We start from the raw sequence: 16,319 nt of genomic DNA on the forward strand, positions 1-16,319 counted from the left end.
CAATCGCCTAAATCTTATAAATTAGTAACAAAGGTAAAAATTACCCATCTTGTAAGATCTTTGTTTACTTCAGTTCCCGGTTTAACCTCAATTCCATCTTTGTGGCTGCAAATTACAATAGTTGCAGTTTGGGTGTTACTCGTCCTCCTAATCGCATGGGTGGTAAAACGTTTCGCCAATGGTGAGCCAGAAATCTTACGCAAGATTGTTCATATTGGTACTGGCAATGTAATTTTGCTGGCTTGGTGGCTTGATGTACCTGCGAGTGTAGGCATTACGGCTTCAATTCTAGCGAGTGCCGTTACCTTGTTGTCATACAGATTTCCTATTCTCCCTGGTATTAATAGCGTCGGTCGTCAAAGTTTAGGAACATTTTTTTATGCTGTCAGTGTAGGCATTTTAGTTGCTTATTTTTGGCACTTGCAACAGCCGCAGTATGCAGCCATAGGAATTATGGTGATGGCATGGGGCGATGGACTAGCGGCCTTGATTGGGCAACGTTTTGGTAAACATCAGTATAAAATATTCGGAGCGCAAAAAAGCTGGGAAGGCTCCTTTACTATGGCTTTAGTCAGCTATCTGGTCAGCAGCTTAATTTTGTTGGGTGTAGAAGGAAACACCTGGCAAACTTGGGTAGTCTCACTGGCGGTTGCTTTAGTAGCTACTGGCTTAGAAGCCGTATCATTTTTAGGTGTTGATAATTTGACAGTTCCTTTAGGTAGTGCAGCCCTTGCTTTTGCCTTATTTCAGCTATGGCCAACTTGATAGCACATTCAGTTGGTAGCGATCGCCCACTTCTCAGAATTTTAGTTAAAAAATATTAAATTATTTGTTAAACTTCACCAAGTAATGATTTTATTTTAAATAAAAATTCTGAATGACTGTTTTACCCATCTCTCAACCACTACTGCGTGATAAACAGGAAGCTTTAGATATTCAAGACTTGCAAGGCTTAGTACGCTTCAATTTAAAAATTGGTCAACTGAGAGTTTTGTCTGGGCTTTACACCCGCATAGATCAGGTCTTTATCTTATGGGGTCTAATATGTCCAGGTATGTTCCTGACAGCCCAATTTCTACCCATCAGTTGGTATACACAAGCAGTTTTGTGGTCAGTACTGACTTTCGTCGGTACCATAGGCATGGTAATTTTGACTTGGTTTTGGGTAAGTGTAGAAAAAGTGCGTTGGCTTGTATATTGTTGGGTGATTTTGATGTTAGGGGGTGTTTTAATCACCGACGCAAGCATTTTTTGTGGTTGGGGTGAAGTTTTGATGCGTCTGTGTCCCTTATGGTTGGGATTGAGTAGTATTGGTTACTTGTGTACAGCGTTGGCTTTGCGATCGCGTACTTTTTTGATAACAGCAATGATTCATCTGTTGGGAATTGCAGTTATGCCTTGTTTTGGTCAATGGCAGTTTCTTGCTACTGGCATCATCATCATGATGAGTTTACTTATATTGGCTGAGTGGCAATGGGATATGCGCCAGCCAATTGACAGCGATATCTTAACACCAGAACAAAAGCAATTTAACCAGCAGCAGCAGCAGCTTCGGCAGTTAGCTGATTTCTTAAGTATTTCTCAATAAAAATAAATTGGTGTTCTCGTGATCATTAAACCTCTCTTTACAACAAAGAGAGGTTTTTAGTATACTTTGTGACTTCACTGCTTTAAGTGGTTATTGACCAACTATACTACCTCATATTCAAACTTTTAAGCGAAAAAAAATGGTACGTGTAGGGTTTATTTTTCTATGAGCTTTGATCATAAACTCTATGAATATTCGTTTAAATACTCCAGATAGCTTCAAAAGCATCGACAATTAGCTATTTTACCTCTGGAGACATTCGTATATCTATAAAAAATAGAAGTTTTTATATCTACTTTGAGGAGTAAATATACAACTTTGATTTCTATCTCTAGGTTTATGAATTCCTGACAAACAGTGCTTATAGTTGAGTACTTAGGTGGTCTGTCTATCTGATTGTGTAAGTGAGGCTAACAATCATGTCATATAAAATAATCGCGTTCTTTGATCAACAACAACTGTTTCTCGCTGAACGATGATCTTGAAATGAGTTGCAGCAATTTTGCTCTAGCACCTCGCCGCTTTACAGGGTACAAGCACTTCTTATCCCTAAAGCAACAACAGCAATTTCCTTGATTAGAATAATACAGCACAAAATGTTTTAGGCTTGATTCACAAGCTTAACTTTGGCAACTATCATTGTATATTTAGGCAACACAACACTTAGTTAAGTAGAGATTCCTAGATATTCAATAGTTGTACTAACGTGGTTTCTTATCCTAACTGAAAACCTACCAGTTAGTAGTTATGGTATTAAATACTGCTAGAGCCTTGGTGCCTTTTTCTTTTTGTAAGATTTAGGACTTTAACTAGATGCATTGAACGACAAATCTGCGAGTAAATCTCTGCAATCCTTGTGCTAAATATAAAAAAGGGGACTGGAGGAGGTTGTTGCTACTCGCTCAACGTAAGTGAGGACTTTGAGGGAGTTTGAGCGTTTTCCTCCGTGGTCTCAACGCATTATCCACGTTTGAGATTTGAGAAAGATAATTTTTGCGTGTCGCGCATACCCTTCTCATTCCCCTTTGACGATTATAACTGATCGTAAAACAGGATTGTGGCTACTATTAGCAGCTGATATTGCCATTTAGTAAATATCACACTAAAGACCCATTTTTACAGGAATTTTCGTATTCCTCCTGTATGAATAAGCCGTAGATGCTTTTTGGTACGAGTTGCCATCAAGTCATATAGATTCGCGTTGCAAGATTCTTCCAAATCAACAGACACAACATTTAAATAACCATAATTAAGGTACATACCGTGAACTTTATAGGTCGCGAAGAAAAGAATTTCTGGCATAGTTTAAATGAACCGATTCCAGAGCAGCTTCCTACAGTTGAAGCTAATGAGTTTCTTCCGCACATCGGTAAGTGGATAAACATTGGCGGGGGATTTCTGCTGAGTATTTTTGTAGCAGGTATGAGTCTGACATCTATTCTCAAATATAAAGTTACCGTCAAAGCCCCTGCAACTATCCGACCGATAGGAGAACTGCGAGTTGTTGAATCTGCTATTACTGGCACCGTTGAAAAAATTAGCGTTAAAAATAATCAGGTAGTCACCGAAGGTGAAGTTATTGCTTATGTCGATGATTCTCGTCTGCAAACTCAAAAAAGTCAGCTACAAAACAGTATTCAGCAGAGTCAATTACAACTAAGTCAAATCGATGCTCAACTTGGTGAAGTCGATACTCAAATAGCAGCGCAAACAAACTTAATTAACCGCACAATTATCGCTGCACAAGCTGAACTAGGAGGTACTCAACGCAACTATGCAGACGAGCAAATTAAAGCTTTAGCTGAGATGACGCAAGCAAAAGCCGCATTAACCTTAGCTAAAGTGCAACAAGACCGATTACAGCGAGAAAAACTCTTAACAGTAACTGTACAAGAAACAGAAGCAGCCTTGACTTTAGCTAGAGTACAGCGAGATAGATTACAGCGAGAAAAACTCTTAACAGCAACTGTACAAGAAGCAGAAACAGCTTTGACTTTTGCTAGGTTACAACGAGATAGATTGCAGCAAGAAAAACTCATAACGGCAACTGTACAAGAAGCAGAAGCAGCTTTGACCTTAGCTAGGGTGCAACGAGACCGATTGCAGCCGATAGTAGCATTAGGTGCAATTTCTCGCAATTTCTATGAAGAAAAAGAACAAGCAGTGAAGTCTGCTGAGGCCAAGTTAGAACAAGCCAAAGCTAATGCTACAAATCTTTTGGAGGACAAAGAACAAGCAGTGATATCTGCTGAAGCCAAATTAGAACAAGCTAAAGCTAATGCTAAAAACCTTTTAGAAGAAAAAGACCAAGCAGTGATATCTGCTGAAGCCAAACTAGAACAAGCTAAAGCTAACGCTAAAAACCTCCTAGAAGAAAAAGACCAAGCCCTGACGATCGCCCAAACTAATCTACAAAAAGCCCAAACTGCGATCAATCCTAGTAATGCTACCGTTACAGTAGCATCTGAACGGATTGAGCAAGAACGGGCAAGAGGTGAGGCTAGCTTAGCAGCGTTGAAAAAAGAAAGAGAAACTCTGCTTCAACAACGTCTAGAATTCCAAAAGCAACTCACTAGTACTGGTAAAGACTTACAACAAGTAGAAAATGACCTGAATAAGGCTATAGTTCGCGCACCAATCGCTGGGACTGTACTGCAACTAAAACTTCGCAACCCTGGTCAGGTAGTACAACCAAGTGAAGCTATTGCTCAAATTGCTCCTCTAAATGCCCCAGTACTGATTAAAGCTGAGGTGACAGCTCAAAATATTGACAAAGTAAAAGTAGGTCAAAAAGTCCAGATGCAGGTTTCTGCTTGCCCCTATCCAGACTACGGCACTCTCAAAGGAACCGTCAAAACAGTTGCACCAGATGCCTTAACTGTCAAAAATCCTACAACGCTCAACACACCACAGGCGGCTATAGCTACCTACGAAGTTACGATTGAGCCGCAAACCTTACATGTAGGTAGAGGCGATCGCCAGTGTCATCTCAAGTCTGGGATGGAAGGTAGAGCCGATATTATTTCCCGTGAAGAAACAGTACTTCAATTCATACTCCGCAAAGCAAAATTAATCACCGAAATTTAATTTCATAATTGCTGACCTGACTGAATTTTCAATTTTGGATTAAAACTTTTAATCCAAATCCAAAGTTTGTATACCAACTTCATAGGTCTAGTAACTATGTTTGATCTATTCAAAAAAAAATATCAGTCCATTTTACAGTTGAGCGAAGAAGACTGTGGAGCAGCTTGTCTAGCGGCGATTTGCAAACATTACGGACGGTTTTTAAGCATCAATCGCAGCCGAGAAGCAGTAGGAACTGGACAGCTAGGAACAACCATGTTGGGTCTAAAAAGAGGATGTGAAACTCTAGGTTTTAATGCCAGAGCAGTTAAAGCTTCGCCAGCAGTCATCGATAGAATCAAAGAAATTCAGCTGCCAGCAATTATACATTGGCAAGGCTACCACTGGGTTGTTTTATATGACCAACGGGGTAAGAAGTACGTAATAGCCGATCCTGCTGTGGGCATCCGTTATGTCAACAAAGAAGAGCTAACAACAGCTTGGAATGGGGTGATGCTCTTACTAGAGCCAGATCCAGACCGCTTTTTTGAGCAACCCAAAGAAGAGGCGAAAGGTGGTTTAGGACGGTTTTTGAAGCGGATTTTGCCTTATCGTGGGTTGCTAACTCATGTTTTAATGATCAACATTGTCCTGGGTCTACTCGCTTTAGGTACTCCCATCCTCATCCAAATCCTCACAGATGATGTCTTGGTGCGAGGAGATACCCAGTTACTCACTGTTGTAGTGTTGGCTGTTGTGGTTATGACATTGTTCAGCAGTAGTCTGCGATTACTGCAAGCCACCATGATTGCTCATTTTGGTCAACGGCTGCAATTAGGTCTAGTGTTGGAGTTTGGGCGAAAAATTCTGCAATTGCCCTTAAATTACTATGAAGCTCGCCGTAGTGGCGAAATCACCAGCAGACTGCGAGATATCAATGATATCAATCAATTAGTATCACAGATTGTGGTTCTTTTACCTAGCCAGTTTTTTGTTGCCGTAATTTCTTTCAACTTCATGTTGTTTTATAGCTGGAAGTTGACCCTAGCAGTTGTTTTTATTGGCACTTTAATTACCCTATCCACCCTACCTTTTTTACCTATCCTCCAACAAAAGACGCGTAGTCTTTTGGTTTTGGGTGCTGAAAATCAAGGCGTTTTAGTAGAAACATTTAAGGGCGCACAGGTACTCAAAACTACAAATGCTGCTCCCCAATTTTGGGATGAATTTCAAAGTCGTTTTGGTCGCCTTGCTAATCTTACTTTCAGCACCACCCAAATCGGAATTATCAATAATACCGTTGCGAATTTTCTTTCTACAATCGGCGGTATTATTTTACTGGGTATGGGGAGTATCCTAGTGATTCAGGGCGAATTGAGCATCGGTCAATTGTTGGCTTTTAACGCCCTACAGATTAATGTTTTGAATTTGATTGATTCTTTAGTTGGCTTAACTGATGAATATTTTCGCTCTCAAACAGCCATCTCTCGCCTCTTGGAAGTGATTGATGCTACACCAGAAGTGGTCGGAGGTAGTCAAAAACCTATTGCACAAATTCCTGGTGATGTAGATATTCGTTGTTCTCATCTCACATTTCACCACCCTGGTAGAGTTGACTTATTAGAAGATTTTTCCATCAAGCTGCCTGGAGGACAAGTTATAGCTTTGATTGGTAAATCTGGCTGTGGTAAAAGTACCTTAGCAAAACTGATAGGAGGCTTATATCAGCCAACTTCTGGCAATATTCGGATTGGTTTTTATAACATTCAAGATATTTCCCTAGATTGTCTGCGACAACAAGTGGTTTATGTACCCCAAGAACCGCATTTCTGGAGTCGCTCGATTTTAGAGAACTTCCGCTTAGGAACACCTTATATCTCCTTTGAAGAAGTTGTCAAAGCTTGCCATATTGCTGATGCAGACGGCTTTATCAGTCAACTTCCAAATAACTATCAAACTGTTTTAGGAGAATTTGGAGCAAATCTTTCTGGTGGACAAAGACAAAGATTAGCGATCGCCAGAGGAATTCTTACTGATCCACCTGTATTGATTTTAGATGAAGCAACTGCGGGATTAGACCCAGTTAGTGAATCTCAAGTACTAGATCAACTTCTAGAATACCGCAAAGGCAGAACTACAATTTTGATCACCCATCGACCTAGTGTCATCAATAGGGCAGATTGGATTGTGTTACTAGATAAAGGTCAGATACAAATGCAAGGCACTCCAGAAAGTTTTCTTTCGCAACAAGGAGAACATTTGAAGTTTTTATCACTGTGAAAATTTTACTTAATGCCAAAAACTAATCCTATAGCAATCCAATTTGCTGTAGGAAGAAATTCGCACATTTTAAACTTAAAGGAGGGGTGGACAATGCCCACCCATAGTACACTTTAAAAAGTCAATATAAGTTGTTTTTAGCCCATACCAATACCGTTAATTTAAGCCAAAAAGCCTTATGTAGAGACGCGATAAATCGCGTCTGACTGATCCATATTGATGGATAGCAAATTTATTATAATTTTGAAAATTAAGATATTCAATTTCAAGCATTTTAAATAGTTTAATTAAATTAGTTATTGATTTGCTATTCATGAGTCAAAAGAAGTATATATTTTTTTATATTATCTAACCAAAGAATAATTTAAAAACAAGGGCAATAGTTAATAATAAAAACATAGGTAAATAACACCTATTTACGTAAGTGAGGCAAATAATTTATGTCAACTCTAATGATGTCCGAACTACTTGCAGATTTATCCTTAGAACAACAACAACTCCTAGCTGGTGGAGTTAATGGAGATGAAACAGAGACAGAGAGTGAAACAAACTTAGAAGACGAAGGTTCTGACGACAGCGAATATTCTGACTCTATGTTTGATAAAAAATCTGGGGTTTACCTAATTAAAAGCAGAAGTATCGTTCGCGTTAGGAAGTTAAAAAAATCTTAACCTTTGCAATAAATCAGGGGAAGAGATAGATTTACATAACTTACTCAATATCAAGCATATTTGAGAAAGTGTGGTAACAATTCTATGTTCTCTAAAGCTTTAAACTATGCCATGGAGACCAGAAGTAAAAGTGTTTATCCTAACACTAATTTTTCTGCTCTCCTCTCTCTTACAATGCAAATAATTTTGGCTACTTAACACTCATTTTTTCACGGTATAACTCAAATATTTAGCCGTGACTTTACACCCATAATGATGTTTTTATCTGCATGGGTGCTACCTAAAAACTTTGCACAAAATTGAGGAAATCGATCATGATGTCTAATTTCTTTACAGAGCTATCTACAGAGCAACAAGAGCTTCTAACTGGAGGACAATGTTATGGAAGAAGAAAACAAGGTTGTGGAATGCCAAAATGTCAACAAGGAAGCAGACCTGATATAATCGTCAACGGTCATCTCACAGACACTAGTGAAGGTAAAACGTTTCCCGTCCGCATTTTAGGCTTTGTTGACCAGTAAGAGACGCTTGTAATTAGTAATGACAAAAAAGACTTATACAATTAACTTTCTTCAAAGTAATCAAATTTTGAGAGAGTTTGGTCAGTCTTTTATATTTTTTAAGGACATGAGATCAAAAAGATAGGTAATAGGTTAATATTTCGCTTTCTGTCACATCACTACTAAGATGCAAATAGTTTTGACTACTTGATGAATATCTTTTTAAAATATTACTCAATGTAGTCATCATATTCTCGCATCCATGAAGGTATTTTGCCATCATGGGTGCTATTTCTTTATACCAAATAACTATATAATTTTGTGCATAATTGTTTGTACAAACGATTTATAATGCTTAATAATAAATGCTATTTAAGATGATTATTTATAATGCCAAATACATAATATTTTTATTTTTTTTACGACTAAAGAATCATTTATTTTCCCAATCAAATGTTTATAACAGAGTCATAGGTAAACAACACCTATGTAATGTAAGTGAGGCAAATAATTATGTCAAACCAAATGATCACATCTACTTTGCTTGTAGATTTATCCGCAGATGAACAGCAGTTTGTAGCTGGTGGATTTGGATGGTCTAAGTCCTATAGTCGTAAAAAGTACGGCGGTGGTAAAGAGTATGGTGATTGTGAAAAAACAGATAAATATGAGTCACCCAACGGCGACTGCGGTGGAGGAAGTATGTATGTCGGCTACAAAATCACAGTAACACCAATTTATAAGTGTGTAGATGATGAAACTGGTAAGTGGCATCACTAGTGGATGTAATGAGTATGCGGAGGATAAAACTCATATAATTCATCTTGAGTGAATTATATTTTGAGAGAGTTTGATCAGTCTCTAATATTCATTTAGGATGTTAGTTCAAAAAGATAGCTAATATAGGCCTCTGATTTGATTTTTGAAAAACCAAGTAGGCTAAAAACATGGCTGATAAATGTTTATTTTTCAGCATACTCAGCAAAATTCAAGTAGGATTTCTATAAGTTAGCAATTAACTTTCTCTAACATCACTAAGAATGATGCAAAGAATTTCGAGTATTTGATGAATTATTTTGGCGGTATTACTCAATGTATTAACCGTGTTTTTGCACCCATTAAAGCATTTTGCTTTTGTGGGTGTATTTTTCTATTAATATCAACTAAAGAACAAACTCCAAAGTTTAATAGTACAATTTAGCTATTTCAATACAATACCTAAGACATAAATATTTCACATTTGTTTTAAGACTAAAGAGTCATTTATTTGCAAAATAAAATGTTTATAACAGAGTCATAGGTGAACAACACCTATGTAATGTAAGTGAGGCAAATAATTATGTCAAACCAAATGATCACATTTCCTTTGCTTGTGGATTTATCAGCAGAAGAACAGCAGTTCTTAGCTGGTGGATTTGGATGTTGTAAAAAGGATGATGACAAAGAAGACTCATGTGGTTCATCCAACGGCGACTGCGGTGGAGCAACTATGTATGTCGGCCACAAAATCAAAGTAACACCATATTCTAAGTGTGTAGGTGGTGAAACTGGTGGATGTGGATGTAGTAGTTAGTATTAGGAGGATAAAACTCACATCACTCAACATGAATTAAATTTTGAGTGAGTTGAGAAAGTCTTCCATATTCTCTTGAGGAATTAACTCAATAGAATAAAGACAATTAAGTCAGGTGCTACCCTAGCACCTGACTTTTTACTTATTTTTTATACTAGATGGAAATAGTGCTTAATTCCTTTTCCCTATATATGTGTCCTCTACCCCGTTGACCTTTCGCAGAAAAAAAGTTTGTCAAGATACAGCAAAATTATAAAATTCTTGGAGTATCAATTATTCTTTTGATTTCGTAGAGTCTTATCCTACTGATTGTTCATGAATCCAATCCTTTAAAATCGGATTAACTAATTCAGGAGCTTCATCTTGGGGGCAATGTCCTACTCCTTCCAGAGGAATAAACTTTAATACTTGTGGGTAGTTGGCTAGCTCTCGGCCTAAATCTACAGGTTCCCAAGGGTCAGCAGTTCCCCACAAGATAATGGCAGGACAAGGTAGCAGTGGTAAGAGATCTTCTGGTAGGGGGCCTGTAGAATAAGCAGTAAAGGCAACAAATACGGCTACAGCGCCAGGGTCGCTAGCTGGTGCAGTGAGAATATCTACCAACTCATCTGTCACTGTCTCGGCGTTAGCGTAGGCTTGCAATAGAATCTTCCGCACTGTTTTAGGTTTAGCAACTTGATTGAAAAAGAAATTAGCAATTGGTTTAATAGATAATAGGCGTTGTAAAATTGGAGCGCCCACACGACGAGACCAGGGTAAAGTTGACCGTTTGCGATCGTGCAGTAACCTGAGAGAACAGTTAATCAAGGCAACCCCCAAAACTACATCCGCGTTGCTAACTGCTGCTTGCATAGCCACAATACAGCCTATAGAATTTCCTACTAAATAAGCTGGTTCACCCACTACTTCACGGCAAAAGTCTGCTACTTGCTGTCCCCATGTTTCTAGTGTGTAGGCGATTTCGTCACCTGGTTGAGGTTTAGCAGAACCACCAAAACCAATCAAATCAATCGCAAAAACACGACAATTTTCTGCCAGTACGGGTATATTTTTTCGCCAGTGCCACCATGAGGCTCCAAAACCATGCACCAACACAATCGCTGCACCAGAAGTTCCTTGAGTTTGATAGTTTATGGAAAAACCTCGCCAATTCCAAGTTTTTGTTGAGTTCAATGCGGTTGTAGAAGTCTTCATAAGAAATTGATGAATATATAGCTATAAATGTAAAGCAAAGATGTAAAACTGCTGACCACAAACATCAGGATGATGATTTTGATAAGAATTTATAAGATCCTCAGATAGGGGAGCTTCTAGCATGATGTTTTATTCCTTAAGATCCTAGCCTGATTACAGAAGTTAGTATTTCAAAGCTAGCCACAACCAACTCCCATGCACTCATCAAATTGTTGGAGTTACGTATGTAAAAATTACCATGTATTTATATGTAATGTAATGAAATTATCATCGGTGGTAGATTCAGTAGTTTCACAATTTACGGTAGTTAAGTTGGTCTGTAAAATCATTGAATATCAAGCATCAACTATAAGGTTGGTTTGCACCAGATAAATTGACGCTAAATTTAACCTATATTTTTTGTTTTTAGTTCCTTGCGGCCAAAGAAGATGACCATACTAGAAAAAGTTTATACTCCTGTTGGTAGCTACGCGCCAGATTTTGAACTGCCAGGAATTGACAATCAAGTACACCATCTCAGCCGTTATTTACAGAGTTTTCGTGCGGTTGGCGTTATTTCCTTATGCAATTACTGTCCTTATGTCAGCTTGTATTTAGATAGGCTAAAAAACATTCAAGCAGAATTTGCCAAAGATGGCTTTACACTGATTGGCATGAACGGGAGTGATGTAAATGGACATCCGATGGAAAGTTTTGAAAATATGAAAACTTTTGCCCAAAATTATCAATTGAATTTCCCTTACCTGTGGGATTCAACCCAGGATGTCAGCCGTAGTTTTGGTGCTAGTAAAACACCAATGGCTTTTTTAATCGATAAAGTTGGTATACTACGCTACAAAGGTCAAATTGATAATCATCCTGAAGATGCATTATCTATGGGAGAAGATTATTTAAAAAATGCGATCGCCTGTTTATTTAAAGGTCAAGCAATTATCCTAACAGAGACAGAGCCAGTGGGAACCTCATTGATTTGGCGTAACTAGACATAGATGGTCACTGTACTGCTATCTTAAATTGGAGGCAATTGCAACTTTTTTGATAAAGCGTAACTTCATGGGAACGAATTACCGACGGGTTTTACTCAAAGTGAGTGGTGAAGCCTTAATGGGCAACATGGGCTATGGCATTGATCCAGAAGTGGTCAAAGAGATAGCACAAGAAGTAGCAGAGGTAATAGCCACTGGCGCTCAAATCGCTATCGTCGTTGGCGGCGGCAATATTTTTCGTGGTGTCAAAGCGGCATCGGCGGGGATGGACAGGGCAACCGCTGACTACATAGGCATGATTGCCACGGTAATGAATGCCATGACGCTACAAGATTCGTTGGAACGAATAGGGGTACAGACGCGGGTGCAGACTGCGATCGCTATGCAAGAATTAGCGGAGCCGTATATTCGTCGTCGTGCCATCCGTCATCTTGAAAAAGGGCGGGTGGTAATTTTTGGTGCTGGTTCAGGAAATCCCTTTTTTACCACTGATACCACTGCGGCCTTAAGAGCCGCAGAAATTGATGCCGAAGTGATTTTTAAAGCCACCAAGGTAGACGGAGTGTACGATGCTGACCCCCATGTCTATCCTGATGCCAAACGTTTCACCAGCCTTACTTACGCCCACGTTCTAGCCAAAGATTTGCGGGTAATGGATAGTACTGCGATTGCCTTGTGTAAAGAAAATAATATCCCAATTTTGGTATTTGACTTATCGGTGCGAGGTAATATCCACCGAGCAGTCATGGGAGAATCCATCGGCACCCTTGTGGGAGGTTCTTGTGAAATTAGCTGAAGCTGAAAGTACAATGCAAAAAACCGTTGAGTCAACTCAACGAGCTTTTAACACGATTCGCACTGGTCGCGCCAATTCGAGTCTACTAGATAAAGTACAGGTGGATTACTACGGTTCACCCACACCTTTAAAATCGTTGGCAAATATTAGCACACCGGATGCCACAACGATTTTAATTCAACCCTACGATAAGAGCAGTTTAAACATTGTTGAGAAGGCGATTTCCCTCTCAGATGTCGGTTTAACACCCAATAACGACGGTTCTGTAATTCGGTTGAATATTCCGCCCTTAACAAGCGATCGCCGTAAAGAATTAGTCAAGCTTGCTGCTAAGTATGCTGAAGAAGGTCGTGTTGCTATTCGTAATATCCGCCGCGATGCTATAGATTCGATTCGCAAACAAGAAAAAGCTTCTGAAATCTCTGAAGATGAATCAAAAGACCAACAAGATGATCTGCAAAAATTGACCAACAAATACACTGCCAGAATAGACGAGTTGTTGGTAGAAAAAGAAAAAGACATCTCCACTGTTTAAAGCATCTAGTCTTAATAGTCCTTGGCTACCCTAACATTACGTGAGTTCGACAAGTCTTATTTGACCTCTCCGTGTCGGAGAGGGGAGCAAAAAGCTCAATTTTCCGTTACTCCTCCCTTTCCGTTTCGGAGAGGGAGGGAGTGAGTGAGAGGTTCATCGAACTCACGTTAACATTTGCTGAAGACAGGATGAAATATGAGGGCTGAAGAATGTTGTATCAATTCTTCAGCCTTTGTGTTTGCTCGAATATTTACTATAAATTTATCAAAAATGCTCATTAATTAGTGAAAATTTTGTAATTACTGTTAATAATTAAGTGTATTTTAAAAGCTGCTCAATAAAACAAATAGCTGTCATGCAATAAATCACAAAAACTACATTGAGTTACCTAAAACTGAATGCTACAAAATCTTTAGTAGTAATTTTTAAAATCAGTTAAAATCTAGTCACTATCTGTATTGTAGAGTACAAATATACACTAGAAAATCAATTAATTCAGGATAAAAAATTCAGGCATTATGTACGACACCATCATCATCGGTGCTGGCCCAGCTGGGGGAACAGCAGCATATCACTTAGCTAAAAAGGGTCGCTCAGTATTAGTTTTAGAAAAAGAATCTTTACCAAGATACAAGCCATGTGGTGGTGGTGTGTCACCAGCGATCGCTCAATGGTTTGACTTTGACTTTAGCCCAGCAATTTCTGTAAAAGCAGACTCCCTGCGCTTCACCTGGAAATTGGGCGACCCCGTAGAAGCTAAAATTGCCACAAAAGAACCAGTCTGGATGGTACGGCGAGATGTGTTTGACCATTTTCTCGTGCAGCAAGCCCAAAAGCAAGGCGCTGAACTGCGCGATCGCACAGAAGTCACAGGAATCGAGTTTAAAAGTGACCATTGGCAAGTAAACACAGCCAATAGCCCAGTTACAGGCCGCTACTTAATTGCAGCAGATGGCGCTAAGGGGCCAATGGCCAAATGGTTAGGTTTCAAAGACCGTAAACGTCGCCTAGCAGGAGCTTTAGAGGCAGAAGTTCCTGCCGTTGTAGAAAACAAATCGACAATTCACTTTGAGTTTGGCTTGGTCAAAAACGGCTATATCTGGAACTTCCCCAAAGCTGATGGTTATTCAATCGGCGTTGGTACATTTATTGGTGGTGAACCCCAAGACTTCAAAAAGATTTTGGATGAATACGCTAAATCATTTAACGTAGAACTCACAGCTAGTAAGCAATATGGTCATCCCCTGTGTATTTGGGATGGTAATCAAACACTGCACACCCAAAATGCTGTTTTAGCTGGAGAAGCTGCTTGCATAGTTGATCCAATGACAGCAGAAGGCATTAGACCCTCAATTTTTAGTGGTTTACTAGCGGCTGTAGCTATTGATCAAGCACTTTCTGGTGATATCAACGCTTTAGAACAATATAGCGAAGCCATTAACGAACAATGGGGTAGTGATATGGCTTGGGCGCAAAAACTAGCTGGAGCATTTTATCGCTTTCCTGGGATTGGCTATAAAGCTGGTGTTAAGCGCCCCTCTGGTGCCCAAATGATGGGTAAAATTCTTTGTGGCGAACTACGCTATGGTGACGTTGCTGGTCGGGCTCTTAAGCGTTTAATTCCTGGTTTTGGGGGTTAGTCAACAGTTAAAGAAAGAGGATTAAGAATTTCCGTGGCTGGGGCTTGAGGCTGGGTAAGGTGGAGATAAGTCAAGCGTAAAAGTTCAACCGCAATCATACTCAAAAAAGGCATTGCGTTTAGAGAAATCTGCGATCGCCTCAATCATCGCTTCATACCGAGTTGCGCTCAAAGATAGTAACTCAGGGTTCAGATAGATAAGCAATGCCCCATTTCTAGATACTATTTCTGAATGCAACTTAGTATCAGTTCCCGTCACCTCAATCCCATCCATCAAATCTGTTAATACTGTCCTCAATCCCAGCCGATGACGCATGAGCCATGCGGTAGAATGATTACTCCAGTCAGTACAAATGGCAAGGTGATCTCTCTCTGACTTATCTCTATCAACAACAACAGCCGGCGGCGTAATAAATTCTCGCCCCTGATCATAGTGATTGTTTCCCCTGGCGCTGCTAAGATTGCTTCCAATGCCACAATCTTCTTTATCAACTTGCCCCCGTCGTCCTTCTCCACGAGTTCCGGCGTTACGCTCATCCCGTAGGTGTCCTGAATACGAAACTTCTCACACTCTAAAACTTCCTCCGGCTTGAGATAATCCTGATGCTGTCTGCTGCTATAAGTCCTACGATCAATATCTTTTGCATCAGCCACTTTGCGATAATGCTCCTCATCAATGGCAATACCCGCTGCCTTCATCCACCGGGAAGCCCCTTCATCAGCTGCATCTCCAGCAGGAATGATAGTATTGCCCATCTCAAGAAGCAGCGATCGCAGATCCGACCGTAAATTATTGATAGACCAATTGCGCTGCGCCTCAATCTGACAGCTGGTATCCAATGCCCAATCTTTCTCAGCCCCTCGCTGACCAGTTTCCCGATCAATACGAATCAAAAATGCCGTCATTTCGTTATTCTGGAGAATCCTTTGTTTGATACGCCGCGCATTGGTTTCGGCATAACCAAAAGGAGGACGAGGGGCCACCCAAACGTGCATCGGGACATTGGGACGATAGCGCCACAGCTGTTGAGAACATTCTGTAGCAGATTGTGATACAGCATGAAACACACCGAACACTGCATCAAAATGATAGGTGTAAATGTCAACACCTGTGCCTAGTAGTACGCCAAGGGAACTTGGCGGGGTAAGGGGTAAGGGGAAAGGGTTTAAATCCCTTACCCTTTTCCCTTTCCCCTTTCCCCAGCCCTCACAAGCGCATTTTTGGGTTGGCAGACCACTAGTAGTCTGCCAAGAAAATTTTGCTATGTTAAATGCTCGGATATAAACGCTGCATTTTTTTACGTGCATCCTGGGTTTTAAAACCCCAATAGACGCTGGATTTTTGTTGATTACGTTGTGCTTCCCAAGCGGCAATTTCAGAAGATAATGTCCTTTGCACTGTGGCAACATGAACATATAGTTACGAGTTGGCAAAGGGGAGCGAACACTTGGAATTTACAGCCAGTAGACAAAGTGGAAATTTCCCTACTG

At 39.9% G+C, this 16,319-nt stretch carries 15 protein-coding genes; 12 read left to right on the forward strand and 3 right to left on the reverse strand.

What is annotated here, in order from left to right; all coding sequences use genetic code 11:
• Positions 1 to 60: 60 nt before the first annotated feature.
• The 8 genes from I8751_RS06785 (at position 61) to I8751_RS06820 (ending at position 9,678) form a co-directional block, all read left to right on the forward strand.
• Positions 61 to 765, forward strand: a complete 705-nt coding sequence (locus tag I8751_RS06785) for a diacylglycerol/polyprenol kinase family protein (protein ID WP_214438403.1) — start codon at positions 61 to 63, stop codon at positions 763 to 765.
• A 112-nt stretch (positions 766 to 877) separates the two neighbouring features.
• The gene (locus tag I8751_RS06790) at positions 878 to 1,588 is read left to right on the forward strand and encodes a hypothetical protein (RefSeq protein WP_214438404.1); all 711 of its coding nucleotides are present in this window, start codon (positions 878 to 880) and stop codon (positions 1,586 to 1,588) included.
• Positions 1,589 to 2,851: 1,263 nt separating this feature from the next.
• Positions 2,852 to 4,675 (forward strand): HlyD family efflux transporter periplasmic adaptor subunit, encoded by a 1,824-nt coding sequence (locus I8751_RS06795; protein ID WP_214438405.1) that lies wholly within the window; start codon positions 2,852 to 2,854, stop codon positions 4,673 to 4,675.
• Between the two features lie 96 nt (positions 4,676 to 4,771).
• On the forward strand, positions 4,772 to 6,934 hold the full coding sequence (locus I8751_RS06800) for a peptidase domain-containing ABC transporter (RefSeq protein ID WP_214438406.1): 2,163 nt from the start codon (positions 4,772 to 4,774) through the stop codon (positions 6,932 to 6,934).
• A gap of 440 nt (positions 6,935 to 7,374) precedes the next feature.
• Entirely contained in the window at positions 7,375 to 7,605 is a 231-nt protein-coding gene (locus I8751_RS06805; protein WP_214438407.1) for a hypothetical protein, read from the forward strand.
• 314 nt (positions 7,606 to 7,919) lie between these two features.
• Entirely contained in the window at positions 7,920 to 8,126 is a 207-nt protein-coding gene (locus tag I8751_RS06810; RefSeq protein ID WP_225894009.1) for a hypothetical protein, read from the forward strand.
• Positions 8,127 to 8,618: 492 nt separating this feature from the next.
• Entirely contained in the window at positions 8,619 to 8,885 is a 267-nt protein-coding gene (locus I8751_RS06815; protein WP_214438409.1) for a hypothetical protein, read from the forward strand.
• Positions 8,886 to 9,444: 559 nt separating this feature from the next.
• On the forward strand, positions 9,445 to 9,678 hold the full coding sequence (locus tag I8751_RS06820; RefSeq protein ID WP_214438410.1) for a hypothetical protein: 234 nt from the start codon (positions 9,445 to 9,447) through the stop codon (positions 9,676 to 9,678).
• 297 nt (positions 9,679 to 9,975) lie between these two features.
• On the opposite strand, the gene I8751_RS06825 is transcribed toward I8751_RS06820, so the two are convergent.
• Positions 9,976 to 10,872 (reverse strand): alpha/beta fold hydrolase, encoded by an 897-nt coding sequence (locus I8751_RS06825; RefSeq protein ID WP_214438411.1) that lies wholly within the window; start codon positions 10,870 to 10,872, stop codon positions 9,976 to 9,978.
• Positions 10,873 to 11,300: 428 nt separating this feature from the next.
• Between I8751_RS06825 and I8751_RS06830 the strand changes: the two genes are divergently transcribed.
• The 4 genes from I8751_RS06830 (at position 11,301) to I8751_RS06845 (ending at position 14,829) form a co-directional block, all read left to right on the forward strand.
• Positions 11,301 to 11,855 carry a thioredoxin family protein gene (locus I8751_RS06830; protein ID WP_214438412.1) on the forward strand — a complete coding sequence of 185 codons (555 nt, stop codon included), beginning with the start codon at positions 11,301 to 11,303 and terminating at the stop codon, positions 11,853 to 11,855.
• Positions 11,856 to 11,925: 70 nt separating this feature from the next.
• Positions 11,926 to 12,654, forward strand: a complete 729-nt coding sequence (gene pyrH / locus I8751_RS06835; protein WP_214438413.1) for a UMP kinase — start codon at positions 11,926 to 11,928, stop codon at positions 12,652 to 12,654.
• A complete protein-coding gene (gene frr, locus I8751_RS06840; RefSeq protein WP_214438414.1) occupies positions 12,641 to 13,189 on the forward strand; it encodes a ribosome recycling factor in 549 nt (182 codons plus the stop codon). The genes pyrH and frr overlap by 14 nt, the downstream gene beginning before the upstream one ends.
• 518 nt (positions 13,190 to 13,707) lie before the next feature.
• Positions 13,708 to 14,829 (forward strand): geranylgeranyl reductase family protein, encoded by a 1,122-nt coding sequence (locus I8751_RS06845; RefSeq protein ID WP_214438415.1) that lies wholly within the window; start codon positions 13,708 to 13,710, stop codon positions 14,827 to 14,829.
• Positions 14,830 to 14,913: 84 nt separating this feature from the next.
• Here the strand turns inward: I8751_RS06845 and I8751_RS30230 are convergent, their stop codons facing one another.
• Together I8751_RS30230 and I8751_RS06855 are read right to left on the reverse strand one after the other, a co-directional pair.
• Positions 14,914 to 15,144: a hypothetical protein gene (locus I8751_RS30230; RefSeq protein WP_214438416.1), complete on the reverse strand. Its 231-nt coding sequence runs from the start codon at positions 15,142 to 15,144 to the stop codon at positions 14,914 to 14,916.
• Positions 15,123 to 16,262, reverse strand: a complete 1,140-nt coding sequence (locus tag I8751_RS06855) for a hypothetical protein (protein WP_214438417.1) — start codon at positions 16,260 to 16,262, stop codon at positions 15,123 to 15,125. The genes I8751_RS30230 and I8751_RS06855 overlap by 22 nt, the downstream gene beginning before the upstream one ends.
• Between the last annotated feature and the right edge of the window lie 57 nt (positions 16,263 to 16,319).

It is taken from the genome of Atlanticothrix silvestris CENA357, from assembly GCF_016056295.1.
GTDB classification, from domain to species: Bacteria; Cyanobacteriota; Cyanobacteriia; order Cyanobacteriales; family Nostocaceae; genus Atlanticothrix; species Atlanticothrix silvestris.